This is a genomic window from Mesotoga sp. BH458_6_3_2_1 (assembly GCF_003664995.1).
GTDB lineage: Bacteria > Thermotogota > Thermotogae > Petrotogales > Kosmotogaceae > Mesotoga.
Genome location: NZ_JFHL01000029.1, coordinates 146,006 through 162,601 on the forward strand (window position 1 = coordinate 146,006; position 16,596 = coordinate 162,601).

Annotated in this window: 12 protein-coding genes; all 12 read left to right on the forward strand. The window is 47.6% G+C overall.

Annotated features, from left to right (window positions below; all coding sequences use genetic code 11):
* Positions 1 to 82 precede the first annotated feature (82 nt).
* Entirely contained in the window at positions 83 to 1,444 is a 1,362-nt protein-coding gene (locus Y697_RS13360; protein WP_121552296.1) for a restriction endonuclease subunit S, read from the forward strand.
* Positions 1,444 to 3,654 carry a cell envelope integrity protein TolA gene (locus tag Y697_RS13365; protein ID WP_121552297.1) on the forward strand — a complete coding sequence of 737 codons (2,211 nt, stop codon included), beginning with the start codon at positions 1,444 to 1,446 and terminating at the stop codon, positions 3,652 to 3,654. Before Y697_RS13360 ends, Y697_RS13365 begins: the two co-directional genes overlap by 1 nt.
* A 3-nt stretch (positions 3,655 to 3,657) precedes the next feature.
* Entirely contained in the window at positions 3,658 to 6,840 is a 3,183-nt protein-coding gene (locus Y697_RS13370) for a type I restriction endonuclease subunit R (RefSeq protein WP_121552298.1), read from the forward strand.
* A 542-nt stretch (positions 6,841 to 7,382) separates the two neighbouring features.
* The gene (locus Y697_RS13375; protein WP_121552299.1) at positions 7,383 to 8,174 is read left to right on the forward strand and encodes an abortive infection family protein; all 792 of its coding nucleotides are present in this window, start codon (positions 7,383 to 7,385) and stop codon (positions 8,172 to 8,174) included.
* A complete protein-coding gene (locus Y697_RS13380) occupies positions 8,171 to 8,728 on the forward strand; it encodes a hypothetical protein (RefSeq protein ID WP_121552300.1) in 558 nt (185 codons plus the stop codon). The genes Y697_RS13375 and Y697_RS13380 overlap by 4 nt, the downstream gene beginning before the upstream one ends.
* The gene (locus Y697_RS13385) at positions 8,728 to 9,618 is read left to right on the forward strand and encodes a hypothetical protein (protein WP_121552301.1); all 891 of its coding nucleotides are present in this window, start codon (positions 8,728 to 8,730) and stop codon (positions 9,616 to 9,618) included. Before Y697_RS13380 ends, Y697_RS13385 begins: the two co-directional genes overlap by 1 nt.
* Positions 9,619 to 9,693: 75 nt before the next feature.
* Positions 9,694 to 10,170: a hypothetical protein gene (locus Y697_RS13390; RefSeq protein ID WP_121552302.1), complete on the forward strand. Its 477-nt coding sequence runs from the start codon at positions 9,694 to 9,696 to the stop codon at positions 10,168 to 10,170.
* 109 nt (positions 10,171 to 10,279) lie between these two features.
* On the forward strand, positions 10,280 to 11,362 hold the full coding sequence (locus Y697_RS13395) for a PIN domain-containing protein (RefSeq protein WP_121552303.1): 1,083 nt from the start codon (positions 10,280 to 10,282) through the stop codon (positions 11,360 to 11,362).
* 454 nt (positions 11,363 to 11,816) lie between these two features.
* Complete coding sequence (locus Y697_RS13400; protein ID WP_121552304.1) at positions 11,817 to 12,572, forward strand: GntR family transcriptional regulator; 756 nt, start codon at positions 11,817 to 11,819, stop codon at positions 12,570 to 12,572.
* Positions 12,573 to 12,595: 23 nt separating this feature from the next.
* Positions 12,596 to 14,083, forward strand: a complete 1,488-nt coding sequence (locus Y697_RS13405; protein ID WP_121552305.1) for a glycerol kinase GlpK — start codon at positions 12,596 to 12,598, stop codon at positions 14,081 to 14,083.
* A 15-nt stretch (positions 14,084 to 14,098) separates the two neighbouring features.
* On the forward strand, positions 14,099 to 15,616 hold the full coding sequence (locus tag Y697_RS13410) for a sugar ABC transporter ATP-binding protein (protein WP_183083825.1): 1,518 nt from the start codon (positions 14,099 to 14,101) through the stop codon (positions 15,614 to 15,616).
* Entirely contained in the window at positions 15,609 to 16,589 is a 981-nt protein-coding gene (locus Y697_RS13415; RefSeq protein WP_121552307.1) for an ABC transporter permease, read from the forward strand. The genes Y697_RS13410 and Y697_RS13415 overlap by 8 nt, the downstream gene beginning before the upstream one ends.
* The last annotated feature ends 7 nt before the right edge of the window (positions 16,590 to 16,596 follow it).

Below are 16,596 nucleotides of genomic sequence, written 5' to 3' on the forward strand. Positions count from 1 at the left end.
AGAGTAGACACGCTCTACGAGCAGTTTATTGAAGCGGATCGGCTAGAAGCCACCATCAAAAGTAACTTGGAGGTCTTGGGCTATGAGCGGTGATTGGGTAAATCACCGAGTTGATGATATTGCTAATGTAACAGACTACGTGGCAAATGGCAGTTTTGCCACTCTAAAAAAGAATGTTTCTTATTCATCTACCCCTGATTTTGCGATATTGGTCCGGCTTGTTGATTTCAATAACGGTTGGAATGGAAATTATGTATATCTCCCTGAGAATTCTTACCGCTTCTTGAAGAAGAGCTCTTTAGATGTTGGTGATGTTATCATTTCGAATGTTGGCGCGAATGCGGGTACAGTTTTCCGTGTACCCGACCTTGGAAAACCAGCAACCTTGGGCCCAAATTCGATTGTCATTAAAACCGAAGGGAAGGAATCACTCCGCGACTTTCTATACTATTATTTCGCCGGTCCAATTGGCCAAAATCAAATTCAAAGTATAATTACTGGAAGTGCTCAACCCAAGTTCAACAAAACTGATTTTAGAGCTATTACTATCAAAATACCTAGCAATGAGCATGAACAACGTGCCATAGTCCACATCCTCGGATCGCTGGATGACAAGATCGAATTGAATCGCCGGATGAACCAGACGCTGGAGGCCACTGCCCGGGCAGTCTTCAAGTCCTGGTTCGTGGATTTTGACCCGGTGCGCGCCAAAGCCGAAGGCCGCCCGACAGGTCTGCCGGATGAAATTGCCGCGCTCTTTCCCGACAGTTTCGAAAACTCGGAGATTGGTGAGATCCCAAAGGGGTGGGAGGTTAGTACCATAGGTGAAAATGCTGAAAAGTTGTCTAAAGGAACAACACCCCGCATGAATGACGTTCTTAATGCACAGGACACACCATCTATTCCATTTCTAAAAGTAAGAAATATATCTGAAGAAGGGGAGATTGACTTATCAAACTTAGATAGAATCCCACGATCAATACACGAAGGTTTTTTGAAAAGATCGATATTGAAAACTAATGATGTTCTTTTTTCAATTGCTGGTACCATTGGAAGAGTATCCATATTGCCTGAGGAATTGAATGATTCAAACGTAAATCAAGCGATTGCTTTTGTTAGGCCAAAAAAGAATGAGCTACCATCGACCTTTCTCAGATTGATATTGATTTCAGATAGAATCCAAGATGAAGCCAGTTCGCGGGTTGTCCAGGGTGTCCAAGCTAATGTCAGTCTGACAGTGCTGTCCGATCTTAGATTTGCGAACCCTCCACAGTCAATTATTGATATTTGGCTAAGATATTTTGGCGATAGTTTCAGTCGTCAGGAATTGCTGTTAAGAGAATCACGTTCCCTTTCCTCTCTTCGCGACACCCTCCTTCCCAAACTCATTTCTGGTGAGTTGCGGGTCCCGAATGCCGAGGCAATAGCCGAAGGAGTGAACTAATGAATAGTGCAGCACCTGATCGAATTACGATTCGCACGTTTTCCAGTATCTTCGAGAAAATGTGCAACTTTATTGCGATTGCGAAGACAGGCGATCCGCATGCGACAATCCGTGGTCTGGTGACTCTTTGTCTATTCGAATTTCCGGATGAACAATTCTACGTGTCGGGTCAGTTTCACAAAACCATCGAGACGCTGTTTGGCCTTGTCATACCCCAAGACCAGATCGAGTCGGCGCTTGATGAGCTGGAAAAGCAGAATGTCATTATTCGGCCAGGCAACACAAACTATCGACTTGACCCAGCGGCGATGGAGGAGCTGAAGCAGTCTATTGAGGAAGCCCAATCTCTTGAGGAACGGGTCAGAGTGGATTGGTTCCAGCAGTTGGGGGACAGCTATCCTAACTTACCAGTCGAGGATGCGTGGGAAGTACTACGTGCCTACCTTCAGAAGACTTTTCGACGCCACGGTATTCAGGCGGCAGCCTTACTTGACCCGACGGTGAACACTCCACCAGAGCACGAAGCCAGCCTGACGGCTATCCTGCACAAGGCTATCGACGAGCACGGTTTCCTCGATAAGAATTTACGGGCAAGAGTGGAAGCTGCGGTTTCCGGGTTTATGGCGGCACTTGGACGTGATACTGACCGTATCAAGTATATCGCTCAACTTGCGGATGCGGCGTTCAACTTCTACACGCTCGAAGTGCCCGCCGATCTGTCGGAGCATCTGCGCAAGGAGCTTCGCGAACTGACGCTATTTCTTGATACAAACTTCCTGTTCGGCATTCTGGACCTGCATTACAATACACAGGTTCAGGTATCCCACGACCTGATGCGAGCGATCAGCGAACATAAGCTCCCCTTCAAGCTGCGGTTTCACGAAGAGACCCAGAAGGAGATATCAAACACCATCTCTCACTACGGGAGCATCCTACGTTCTCGGCCGTGGACGAACTCTCTAAGCCGCGCCGCATCGACCTCCCGGAACTTGTCCGGGATTGAGCAGAAGTTTCATGAACGTAACGCTGCTGGCCCGATAGATGTTGACGAGTTTCTCCGTCCGTTTGAGCACGTCGATAGCCTCCTGGCCACGAAGGACATTAAGATATACCGGCCACATTCCGAACGGCCTAACGATCAGAACGATCTGTTTCATGAGTATCGGGAGTTCCTGGATAAAAACGGACGTGGCGACAAGCCATATGAAACGGTGATGCACGACGTGAAGGTGCTGGAGGAGACACGAAATCTTAGAACGAACGCTGCATCGAGTCTGGAAGCTGGGGCTCTGCTGATCTCTTGTGACTACTACCTGTATCGCTTTGACTGGGAAGCATCCCGCAAAGTCGGACGGCGCGCTTGCGTTCTGTTGCCGAACATATTTTGGCAGATATTGCGGCCATTTGTGCCAACAGACCAGGACTTCGAGAAGGCATTTGCAGAGACATTTGCCCTGCCTGAGTTCCGGGTGATCGGAAGCGGTGGGAGCCGCGCATGCTCGAAGATGCTGCAGATTCTCGCTACATACAAAGAAGTACCCGAGCAAACCGCAATGAAGATGCTCGCTAACGACCTACTCCTGGACCGGCTGCGCTCCGAGCACGACGACGCCAAATTCAAGGAGCAGGTCGAACAGGCGTTTGTTGAGGAAAATAGAAACCTCCTTGAAGAAAAGATGTCACTTGAACAGGAACTCCAACGACAGAAAGTGCGTGCGGAGGAAGAGGCCCGGAAGCGACAAGAGGATAAGGCAGCATACGAGGCAAACACCAATGAGCTGAACAAAGGGATTGAAGAAGCAGGGCAGCAATTGGAAGCCGCCAGCCGAGCGCTTAAGGAACACGACCAAGCGAAGATTGGTGCCGAAGAATTGGCTAAAGCAGCCGGGAAATCCGCTGCGGAAGCCCAGAGGAAAGCCGAAGAGGAATCGGACCATAAGAGAAAGGCTGAGCGTAAGGCCTTCTGTATGAGTGTTTTCGCAGGCATAGCGTTTGGTGGAATCGCTGTCATTATATTCCTTGCGCTGACTCACATGTTGCCGTGGCCATGGCTGGTGTCGCACAAGAACACGATCCCTCTTCAGATCGCGTTTTGGGCGGCGTTCATGTGCGCATCTCTGGGACTGTTTGTGGGTGCTTGGCGCAAGTGGTGTTGGGGCGGCGGTTTGGTGGCATTCGTTATTTCCCTGCTTTCATTGATGGGGACCTGACCGGTGCGCAAATACCTCGACGAAGCCCAGGTTGAAATCCTGACCATAAACTACCTCCGAGATATCGGATATGATTATGTCTTTGGTCCTGATATCAGCCCCGACGGCCCGGCCTGTGAACGTAATGATTACGATCAGGTCATCTTGGTCGGAAGGCTGCAGACCGCCCTTGAGAATATCAATCCAAACATCCCACCGGATGCCATTGAGGAGGCCGTCCGGAAAATCGCAAGGACCGACTCGCCAAGCTTGATCGAAAACAACAGACGTTTTCACCGTATGCTGACTGACGGCGTGGATGTCTCCTATATGAAGGATGGTAGAGAGGTCCACGACAAGGTATGGCTGCTCGATCTTGAAGACTTGGAGAATAACGACTGGCTCGCCGTCAATCAGTTCACTGTCATTGAAGATCGGAGATGCCGCCGGCCCGACATCGTGGTTTTTGTCAATGGCCTGCCCCTGTGCGTGATCGAGCTCAAGAATCCTGCGGATGAGAAGGCTACCATCCGCCATGCATTCAACCAGCTTCAGACCTACAAGAACGACATACCCGCCCTCTTCATCTATAACGAGTTGCTTGTCATTTCAGACGGTCTGGAGGCCCGCGGTGGGACGCTCACAAGCGGCTGGGACCGTTTCATGCCATGGCGCACAATTGACGGCAAAGAAGTCGCCCCGCGAGGCTCTGTGGAACTTGAAGTGCTACTCAAGGGGGTTTTTGAAAAGCGGCGATTTCTCGACCTTGTATTGAATTTTGTCGTGTTCGACGATGATGGAGTCGTGGTTGCCAAAAAAGCGGCGGCCTATCATCAATTCTATGCGGTTAACAAAGCGGTTGAATGTACCCTGTCGGCATGCGGTATTGATGCAGACCCCGGTATGCTGTATGCCCGTTTCCCGGGGCTTGACGAGCACAACCCTTTTGAAGTGCGGGAGCCGCAGGCCGCTTATGGCACTGGCACCGATCACTTCGGTGGTCACCGTATCGGAGTGATCTGGCATACCCAGGGAAGCGGTAAGAGCCTTTTGATGGCGTTTTTCGCCGGTAAGATCATCCGTCATCCGGCCATGGAAAACCCAACATTGCTGATGATAACCGACCGGAACGACCTGGACGATCAGCTCTTTGGCACGTTTTCATCCTGCCGTGACCTTCTTCGTCAAACACCCATTCAGGCAGAAAGCCGGGAACATTTGAAGGAGCTGCTTCAAGTTGCTTCGGGTGGGGTGATTTTCACGACGATTCAGAAATTCCTGCCTGACGAGAAGGGCCAGCAATACCCCGAACTATCCTCTCGCAGAAATATCGTGGTCATTGCCGACGAAGCGCACCGCAGTCAGTATGACTTCATCGACGGATTTGCTCGTCACATGCACGACGCTCTGCCAAATGCGTCCTTTATTGGATTTACAGGTACGCCCATCGAACGTGACGACAGAAGCACGCCGGCCGTCTTCGGCGACTACATCGATAAATACGACATCCTGCGGGCGGTCGAGGATGGCGCCACCGTTCCCATATTTTACGAAGGTAGGCTGGCAAAGATCGACTTGCGGGAAGAGGAAAAACCGACAATCGATCCGGAGTTTGAAGAGATCACCGAGGGGGAGGAAGAGACCTACAAGCAGAAGCTGCGCACCAAGTGGGCCGCTCTTGAAGCTATGGTCGGCACGGAAAAGCGAATCTCGATTGTGGCGGAGGACCTCGTTCACCATTTTGATGATCGCTTGCTGGCATTAGACGGCAAGGCGATGGTCGTTTGCATGAGTCGTCGAATCTGTGTGGATATGTACAACGCCATCGTGAAGCTGCGGCCGGATTGGCATAGCGAGGATGACGACAAGGGCGTGCTGAAGATTGTCATGTCCGGTTCCGCATCGGATCGTGCCGAGTGGCAGCCCCATATTCGCAGTAAGCCGCGACGTGAGGCCCTGGCCAAGAGGTTCAAAGACCCGAGCGATCCGATGAAGGTGGTGATCGTGCGGGATATGTGGTTGACGGGGTTTGATTGCCCGTCGCTTCATACGATGTACGTAGACAAGCCGATGCGGGGGCACGGCCTGATGCAGGCGATAGCCCGTGTTAACCGCGTGTTCAAAGATAAGCCGGGCGGATTGGTCGTTGACTACCTCGGCCTTGTGGACCAGCTGAAAAGAGCCCTTGCGGACTACACCGAAGCGGGGGGCCGCGGGAAGGCAGCCATGAACCATGAAGTAGCCGTTGCGGTAATGTTGGAGAAGTTCGATATTGTCGTCTCCATGTTCCACGGTTTCAATTACACTTCTCTTCTCAGAGCAGAACCGGCAAAGCGTATCGGCGGCATTGCGGCTGCCATGGAACACATTCTTCAGTTGGAGGATGGCAAGAATCGCTATCTGGCAGAGGTGACTGCTCTGTCCAAGGCTTTTGCTCTTGCTGTTCCGCATGAGGAAGCTATTAAGATTCGTGATGAAGTGGGATTTTTCCAAGAGGTCCGAGCTGGGCTGGCTAAAGCAACGGTTGAAGGCGAAGGCAAGAGTCCCGAAGAGATGGATACCGCGATTCGCCAGCTGGTATCGCGCGCCGTAGCCTCAGAAGAGGTCATCGACATTTTCGCTACGGCGGGATTAAAGAAACCGGATATCTCGATTCTCTCAGACGACTTCCTCCAAGAAGTGCGGCAGCTTCCTCACCGGAACCTTGCGGTGGAATTGCTGAGAAAACTCTTGAACGATGAGATCAAGACAAGCTCCCGCAAAAACGTAGTACAGGCACGATCTTTTGCAGAGATGCTTGAAAAGGCCATACGAAAATACCAGAACCGGGCGATTGAAACCGCGCAGGTCATCGAGGAACTGATCAAATTGGCCAAGGAAATGCGCGAGGCTCAGCAGCGTGGCGAAAACCTTGGCATGAACGATGACGAAATCGCCTTCTACGATGCGCTTGAGGTTAACGACAGTGCGGTGAAGGTTTTGGGTGATAAAATGCTGAAGACGATTGCGCACGAACTGGTTGAAGCGGTTAGGCGGAGCGTGAGCATAGACTGGACTGTTCGTGAAAATGCCCGTGCCCAGATACGGGTGATTGTGAAACGGATTCTGCGCAAATACGGTTATCCGCCCGACAAACAGGAAAAAGCAACTCAAACCGTTCTGGAGCAGGCGGAGGTCGTTTGCCGAGAGTGGGCTGAAAAGGTATAGGAGCACCTAACAAATCGATGCACTTGACAGCTATTTCACTGGAATTTTTGCGACAAGTGAGCTTTAGTGATATGCACATAGAAGAAAGTCTTTTGTGGCAGACGCGATTTTCAACAGTTAGCAATATAAAGTCTACACATTACCTATTACCTGGTTCATTAGGAGCATCTCTGGAATGTTCTTGCCTGAGAAATGAAGTGAAATTTTGAAGTCACGGGATTTATTGCTAAAGTAGCTTGTTGCATCTAGAAGATGGTTGAAGAATGTTATTAGTTTAGCAGAATTGGATAGTATCAGTCACTATTAATTGGTTGTTGCGTCCTAGAGTGTCACAAACCGGGCAACATATGTGAATGGTTTCATCATTGTTTAAGAAATACCGGAGCTGGGACTCCGGACCTCAAGAACGAGTTTCGTGCAAACAAAGCTGTTCTACAAGTGTACTGGATATCCTTCTCCAAATCACTCCCTTTCCACACACTTCTCAAAGACTCAAATTAATCTAACCTGCATGAAACTACTGAATAGGGAGTGGTTAGTAAGTGTACATCAAGCCCCGAGAACCCGAAGAAAATGAGAGCATAGCATGTCATTATCAGTCTTTCATACCTGGCTCTCTAGTCTGCAGAGCAGCAAGACCGAAAGGAAAAGACAGTACAAATGAAGTGAGCCCATCAATTTGTGCTGAATGCCCCGTTGGAAAAATATTCAGAGAAATAGGTTGTGACTCTGTTTCCCCTAGAATACGTATACTTGACTTCGGTGAAGATTCTTTCGCAGAAGTCGACGCTCTCTTTTGTTTAAAGAGAAACAGAGATACCACAATCGAGTACTGCAGGGAATGCACTCTAGTCATTGCCGAAACTACTCGCCAGATAGTAAATACCTCTCGATCTTTGTTTGAGAGGTATGAGTTCTATTCCGCCTTCAAGTTCCTTGAGAAGGCAAGAAAGGAAATTCGTGACGGAGATTTGGAAGGTGTTATTACTTCGAGTATAGCCATCTTCGAATCGGTAATGAAGTCCTGTCATGAAAAGAAAGGCGTTCCTCTTCCAGATTCCAAACAAGTCACTGGTCTGTGGAAGTCGACACGAAAAATCCTTGATCTCGATGAATCTGGTGGACAAGGTAAGATACTAGATCTGCTGAATGCGCTTTACGGTGTGGTGTCAGGACTAGGGAGATTGAGAAACGAACTTGGTGATGCTCATGGAAAGGGAGAATCTCTGCCGGTCGTCACAGAGATGATGGCCGAACTCTCACTGAACACGGCAGCAACACTTGCTACAGCTGTGATCCGCAGATATGCAGAACTGAAGGAGGATAAAGAATGAACACAATTCAAGTCTTTCTTCCGCTTGACACAGATCGTTTTCTCAGACGTGAATGTCCTTACTGCAAAAGGGAGTTCAAAATCGAAGTGCCAGATGAATTGCTGAGGCAAGAAGGCGAAAAGTTTACTGCAGAATACATGGTTGAAGCTGAAGAACAAACTCAAATAATTGAAACAAATGAAAAGGAAATACATTGCCCTTATTGTGGACAGGTAGCCCCAGCAAATTATTGGTTCACTGTTGAGCAACTGAACTACATACAGGCGCTTGCAATGAACTGGTGCATAGAGAATCTGAACAGAGAAGTCTTCGAAAAAATGAAAAAGTACCTCAGCAGCAAGAATCAGGGGAAAGCAATTAGATCCAGTCAACAAAGACTGAAGACAGCCAACGCTTGGATCAATCGCGAAAGTAATGATATGAGACTCATACAGCTACCTTGCTGCCATATTAGGCTCAAAATCAAGGAAAACTGGAAAGAGAAGATACATTGTATTGAATGTGGTTTTCCTCACGAGAATTCGAGAATAGTCGATTATCAGGAGGGACAGTAGTGAGCAGGTTCAAAGTGAAGCGAAATCAAGGAGGCTCTTCAAGAGTAATTTCCAGCAAATCAACCAAAGAAGTATCTTCCGGGAGAAAGGTCACAGGTTTCTTCGGTCTCTTCGATATACTCGGCTATCGTTCATTGATAGAGAATAACTCTCTGGAAGAGCTCATAAAGATCTATAATTCTGTTGTCTCTGGCATTGATAAAGCAGCAGTAACAATCAATCACACAGATGAAGATCAGTCGCTTTCTTTCGACACAGTCGGTAGTTTCATGTTTTCCGACACGATAGTTCTCTTCCAAGAGTATTCCACGATAAACTTACCAGGAGGCACTTTCATCTTGAAGGCCGCTTTACTCATGAGGTTGGCATTTGAGAAAGGAATTCCCTTGCGTGGAGCGATTAGTTACGGAGAATACTACATAGACGAGAACTGCTATCTAGGCAAGCCGATTGTCGAGGCTTACGAGACGGAGAAGATGCAAGAGTGGTCAGGAGCAGTTCTATGCAATTCGGCTGAGCAAGAATATGCTTTGGATCTTGATAGAAGAAGCAGCGCGAAGACCATGAACTTTCATGGAATTGAGATAAACCCTGCTGTAATGATGTCCCAATTCATGGAGAATCTGATTGTTCAGTATGATGTACCGACTAAGAGTGGCATTGAAATTAGATCAGCGCTTTGTTGGGATGATTATGTCTCAATTTTCTGCAAAGTCGATGTCCCTTTTTTGGAGCCGCATATCTTCGAAGAAAGAGTGCGCGAAAACTTTTCAAGACACAACAAGAAAATTGACAACGATTCAGTGAGACAGAAGATGGAAAATACCGTGGGGTTTCTGAGGTTTTTGGAGACTCGCCCAATTAGCACGCGAATTGCAAATAAGGGATAATATTCATCTTCGTAACTGTTTGTACTGTGCTGTCATGAGTATTGAGTGATGAATTATCGAACGGAGGTATTTTCTTTGACCGAAATTTACGATCGCATCTATGTTGGTTCTGAAGTGGATTGCTTCCATTCCAGACCGGGATGGGCTGTGGTCCATGCGTGCAAGCATCCATGTCACGTCAATGCAGTCGGCTACAAAGGTTCGCTACCGAAGGACCACCCCAATTACCTGAGTTTTGAGAGAGGAGCTAATCTCTATCCGAACATTGTTGATCCAGATATTCCTCTTTTCATGCCACAGACCTTTGTTGATTTCATGATCTTTGCCCAGAAGCATTATGGCGAAGGGAAGAATCTACTGATTCACTGTAATCTCGGTGAATCAAGAGCTCCCTCTCTAGCACTGCTTTTCATGGCTAAGGGTCTGCACGTGATCTCCGATAGAAGTTATGAAGAAGCACGAAAGGAATTTCAGCTGATCTATCCCGAATACATGCCCGGCTTGGGTATCTCCAGGTATTTTACCGAGAACTGGAACGAACTTGGTGAGTAGTTGCAAGTGCCGAAGCATTTATCAAGTGAGTATTTCACCTGTGAGAACTAATTGTTTGAGTTGTCTTGGAAACTGCTGTACGTGAAGTGACATTGAGGGGTGATTAAGATTGAAAGTAATTCTTGATAGTACTGTCTTCTGTGCCGATTTCCGAATGTCTGGCAGCAGCTTTTTCACATTGTTCGAAGCAGTCAGAGCAGCGCTCATAGAGCTGAAAGTTCCTGATGTTGTCATTGATGAGGTTGTGAACCGTTTTAGAGAAGACTTAGAAGAAACGCTTCAGAAGAAGCGCAAGTTGGACAGTAAGTTGGATTCTCTCTTGAAGAAAGAAACTAGTAATTCTTCTCCCGATATCTGTGTGGAAAAGGAAGTAATCGATTATCGCAATTTCCTTCATTCTCAATTGAAGAAGCTCAATGCGGAGGTTTTGCCCTACCCGGAAACTCCGCACAAACTGATCGTGGAACGATGCCTTAGAAGGCGTGCACCTTTTAAGAAAGATGGGAAGGGCTATCGTGACTCTCTTATTTGGGAGAGCATAGTTCAACTTTCAAAATCAACTGAGGAGCCGGTAGTTTTCGTTACGAGCAACACTACAGATTTCGGCTCAGGGCCATATGTTACGGATGATCTTCAGAAAGACTTGACCAGTCCGAAGGGCGTTGAACTCCTTATTGGCTTGAGGGCCTTCAACGAGAAGTACTTAGAGCCGAAGTTTGCGATGATCCGTGAATTCCAAGACAGAATAATGAGAAATGGTGTTGTGATTATACCGAGCCCAGAATGGATAAGGAAAAACTTCCTTGACACGCTTGAATCGGAGGACATTAAGGCAGTCGTATTCAATCTTCCATCGGGTGCAGGTTCGTTATATATTGGAGGTGCCGCGCTGAAGAATCCACCTCAGATTGAGAGCATAAGAGCGCTTTCTGAAGAAGAAGTGCTTGTGAGGGTTCTCATGAAAGTTGATGTGGACTACAGTATCGACTTTGATTGGGATGACTACGCTGAATATGAGGACGTGCGAGAATTGCTTGGAAGCTGCGACGAAAGCTTTTTGTTTACGTCGTTGTCGGGCAAAGAGACGATTACTGTTGAATTTGATCTAATAATACACAGGATAACAAAGGAAATCATCACTTATGAGCTTTCTCTTATTGAAGGACCCTCTGCTTCACTGTTTCTACGCTAATCATTAGGAATTGAAACTGGGCTTCAAGACTGGCAGCCCCATGGGGGACCGAACCCCGACCTTCGGACTGAGAATCCGGTGGATCAACTCGATTGGATTGTTATAGTTCTTTCGACGACAGATAAACCTTCTTGCGGCGAACTATCTTCAGATGAAAGGAATATCCCGCTCAGGGTTCCAGCGTACATAATGAGTATTATCAGCGTTGAAGCTATTCACTCGTCAGAACAAGCTGCAGCTCGACAGTCCATCAAACTAGCTAGATCCCGTTCATTACTTCCATTCTCCGAATTCCGAAGAACTTCATTGCTAAAGAGTCGCCAGTGTGAATAATCCGACCAGGCGGAGGATCATCGGGTTTCTTCGATCTGGTTGAGATTTGGTATTATCATCACTGGGTTATATCGATATATTGTTATAACAATACAAAAATTCCTGTAGAGAAGGTGAATCCATGTACAGTTGGACGAAAGTGAGGCTAGATGTCTCTTCTTCTGTTCCGTTATTTCAGCAGATCGCTGACTGGATCACTAATGCAATATCAAAGGGAATTCTCGAGGAAGGCGATAAACTGCCGAACGAAATGGAGCTTTGCAAGGTATTCGACGTCAGTCGAATCACCGTCAGAAATGCTTTGATGAAGCTCCAGAGGGATGGGTATCTATCGAGGCAGCGGGCAAAGGGGACCTTCGTTTCTTCCCGGTCAATCACGTTCCAGTACGTCAGTGAAACGATGGGTCTTGGAGAGGAGCTAGTGAAGAAAAACATTGGCATTAAGGACAAGGTTCTGCGGTGCGAGATTATCGGAGCAAATGAGACGGTTGCGGAAAATCTGGGAATACCGTGCGGAGCAAGGGTCTTCGCTCTGGAGAGACTGCGAGTAATAAACAATGAGCCTTTGATTATCTCAAGAAACTTCATTTCTTACGACCTGGTACCTGGTATTGAGGAAAACGACTTCAGCAAAGAGTTTCTATATTCTGTGCTCGGAAGACGATACGGAATTGTGATGCAGGAGTTTGTGAGATCCTTTGTCCCAATCATTCTGAATGATTCCGAAATGAAGATCTTCGGTTTGAAGAAGGACTGTTATCCCGCATTCAAGATAGAGAGCGTTACCTACGACAGTAACAGGAGATTGATTGAATACTACGAGGGTATTCAGCTTGGAAAATATGGAAAGCTGACTGTGCGTTCAAAGGGTATCTGAGAATATGGAGGGGGTTTTGCTTTATGAGTCGTGATTTGGTAATGGCGATCGATATCGGGAGCACCGGGACGAAAGTAATCTGTGTTGATGCTTCTGGGTCTATCGTTGCCAGTGCTAACACTCCTATTGATTCCTTCAGTCCCAGAGATGGATGGGTTGAGCATGATCCTATCCAATTGTGGGATTCGGTAGTGAATTGTCTGGGAGAAATCCGGAATAATGTTTCGAGCAGTAGAGTAGCTGCGGTTGGGATAACAAATCAGCGCGAGACCACGGTAATTTGGGACAGGAAGACTGGGGTTCCCGTTTACAATGCCATCAGCTGGCAGTGCAAGCGCTCGGCCGAGATATGCAAGAGATACGGGCACCTTGAAGCAGAGATTGAGAGAAAGACAGGGTCACTACTTGATGCTTATTATTCTGCCACGAAAATTGTCTGGCTTTTCGAGAACGTGCCTGATGTGAGGGAGCGCGCTCTGAAGGGGGAGTTGCTTTTCGGCACCGTCGATTCATGGATCATCTGGAAACTCACAGATGGGACCTCTCATAAGACAGACAGTTCAAATGCTTCTCGAACTCTCCTGTTCAACATAATCACAAATGACTGGGATGACGCGCTTCTTAAGGAATTTGACATACCCGAGCGGATTCTTCCTGCGGTCGGCGATTCCGATTCACTCTTTGGAGAAGCGGTGGCACCGGCCGAGTTTTTCGTCAAACCTATTCCAATAATGAGCTGCTTGGGGGACCAGCAATCGGCGCTTTTTGGACAAACTTGCTTTGAAGAGAATGAAGCAAAGTGCACATTTGGAACCTGTCTTAATCTGGGAATCAACACCGGCAAGATCATAAGATCTGAAGCGAGAGGTTTGACTCCAACAATCGCCTGGAGGATTGGCGGTGAAATGACTTACAAAGTCGAAGGTGGAGTCTACGTCGCAGGTTCTCTTCTAAATTGGCTGGTCAAGAAGGCTCGGCTCGCATCGAGCGTTTCCGAGCTCACTGATTTGGCCCAAAGCGTTGACTCGACCGAAGGGATAGCTTTCGTTCCCGCATTCGTAGGACTTGCCGCTCCTCACTGGGACATGACTGCAAGAGGGATTCTAGCGGGTCTGTCTTTCAACCATGATATTGCTCACATTTCCAGGGCCGCACTGGAGTCGGTCGCCTTTCAGACCTATGATGTTCTTAGAACTGCCCGCGACGGGCTTGGAATATCTGTTCAGAAATTGAATGTCGATGGTGGAATGGCTAAGAACGACTTCTTGATGCAATTGGTTTCGGATATCTGCTCCTGTTCTCTTGACAGAGCGGAATACCTGGAGAGTACATCCATGGGTGCGGCGTATCTTGCCGGTGTGTCTACAGGATTCTGGAAGGATCTTTCGGAGGTGAAAAGACTCCGGAAGACTGAGAGAGTATTCGAACCGCAATTAAGCGAAAGTAGAAGGGAAAGCATGATCTCTGTCTGGAACAGAGCCGTTGAAAGATCCAAAGGATGGAGTCAGTAGTGGAGAGTGATGATTTTGACTAACACAAGTCTACTTGAATTCTCAGGAATAGACATGAGATTTCCGGGGGTGCACGCTCTAAAGAATGTGAGTTTCGAGGTGAAAGAAGGAGAGGTCCATGCGCTTCTCGGAGCCAATGGCGCCGGAAAGTCAACTCTGATAAAGATACTTGCCAGGGTATATCAGCAGACAGACGGAGAGATTTTTCTTAATGGAAAGAGCCTCAATGCTGCAACCGCACAGAACATAAGGCAATACGGGATCGACTTCATATTCCAGGAACTCGAGCTCGTCTCCAGCTTCACTGTGGCACAGAATGTCCTTCTGGGGGATGAGGTAACAAAAGGCGCTCTCTTGAACCAAAGGGAGATGTCGAAGAAAGCTCAAGAAACTCTTGATCAGCTGATTCCAGGATTCATAGATGCTAGATCGCTTGCTAGAGATCTGACCGTAGCTCAGCAGCAACTCGTATGTATTGCGAGATCGCTTTACAGGAATCCAAAGATCCTCGTTCTGGATGAGCCGACTTCAAGACTTAGTTCATCGGAAGTAGACGCTCTATTTTCCGTAATTGACCGTCTGAAAAAGGAGAGAAATATTACTGCGATTTACATATCCCACAGACTGGAAGAGATCTACAGGATTGCCGACACTCTCACTGTTCTGAGAGATGGGGAGAAAGTCGTGACCTGCAAGGTGAACGAAATTACGACCAAGGAAATTATTCGGAGCATGATGGGCAAAGAAATCGATGTTACTAAGAAGATGGAGAATCTTGCTCCCGGTTACGGTGAAACACCTGCTCTTGAGGTAAAGGAGTTAAGCGACGGCAAGACTTTCGGCCCCATAGATTTCGATGTTTTCAAAGGCGAAGTCTTCTGTATTACAGGAGCAGTCGGAAGCGGGAAAACGGAACTAATAGAGACTATCTTCGGCCTGAGAAAAGCTGCAAGTGGAACGCTCAAGATAAATGGCAAGAGCTGGGTTCCCAAGAGTCCTTTGCATGCCAAGAACAAGAAATTGTCGCTTGTGCCGGAAGATAGAAGACTCAATGGTGTAGTGTATGACTTCTCGGTCAGAAAAAACATCTCTCTGGTGTCATTGAAGAAGCTCTCCAGGTTTGGATTCGTTGTCAACGTTAAAAAGGAAAAGGAAGTGGCAAAGAAGCTGGTAGAAGAGCTTTCCATAAAGACTGCCGGTCTAGAAACGGCGTCGAAATTCTTGAGCGGAGGTAATCAGCAGAAGGTAGTGTTTGCCAAGTGGCTTGTCGGCAACTCCGAGATCTACTTCTTTGATGAGCCTACAGTTGGGATAGACGTGAAAGGGAAAGAAGAGATATACGAAATCATACATAGTCTTGCAAAGGAAGGGAAGTCTGTTATTGTCACTACCAGCGATTTCGATGAAGCTCTAAGGGCATCGACCAGGATAATGGTGCTCTTTGCGGGGAAGGAGAAAGGACTACTTGATTCCAAGACTGCAGTTAAAGATGAGCTTCTATTGTTGACGATGGGGGGAAAAGTTAATGAGTGAGTTGGCTTTATCAAGAAAGAGTAAGGGCTTCGGCTGGTGGCTTGACAGAAGCGGTACAATCATGGCTTTCGTGTTCATGATTGTCATATTTGGCATACTTTCTCCATACTTCCTCCAGCCAGATAATGTTGTTAACATAATGATTCAGGTTTCCCCTCTCCTGGTCACGGCACTTGGAATAGTCTTCGTAAATATGGCAGGTGAGAGCGATCTTTCTCTCGGAGGAGTTCTTGGGCTGGGTGCCACTCTGTACTGTGGATTCCTGAAATCAGGGATGCACCCTGCGGCATCTCTCGCTGCAGTAATCGGGATCTGTGTTTTGTTTGGGATTCTGAATGGTTTCCTGGTTGCATATCTGAGGTTGTCTTCATTCATAGTCACTACGGCAGTCATGTTCATTGCTATGGGTCTTGAAAAATCTTACAACAATGGATTCAGTATATGGATCAGAGACGATCGAGTAACCGTGTTCGCTAACGGGAGCTTCTTGGGGATCCCGAATCTCGTTCTTCTGGCCGCTATCATTTATTTGCTGACGCATCTGCTTCTCCATATGACAAGATTTGGGGTTCATACACAGTCAGTTGGAGAGAGTTTCGAGACGGCTACACTTATGGGTATAGCCGTTAAGAGGCTAAAGTTTTCTTCCTTTGTTATAGCGAGCGCTTTCTACGCGCTGGGCGGGATTATGTACGCCATGAGGAGTTCAGGAGCGATTATCTACTCCGGACAGAAGGTATTGCTTCCAGCCTTAGCAGTGACTTTCGTTGCTAGAACAGTCCTGGGTGCAAAGCGACCAAATACCTTTGGAATAATTATCGGGGCACTTCTCTTAGGGGTCATAAACAACGCGTTCACGCTCATGGGGGCAGAGTTCTACTTGATTCCGATAGCTCAAGGGATTGTTCTGGTTGCCGCAGCTGCGATAGCTACCATAAACAAGAGAGACATTCAGCAGGAGAAGCTCGACTAGGAGGGGT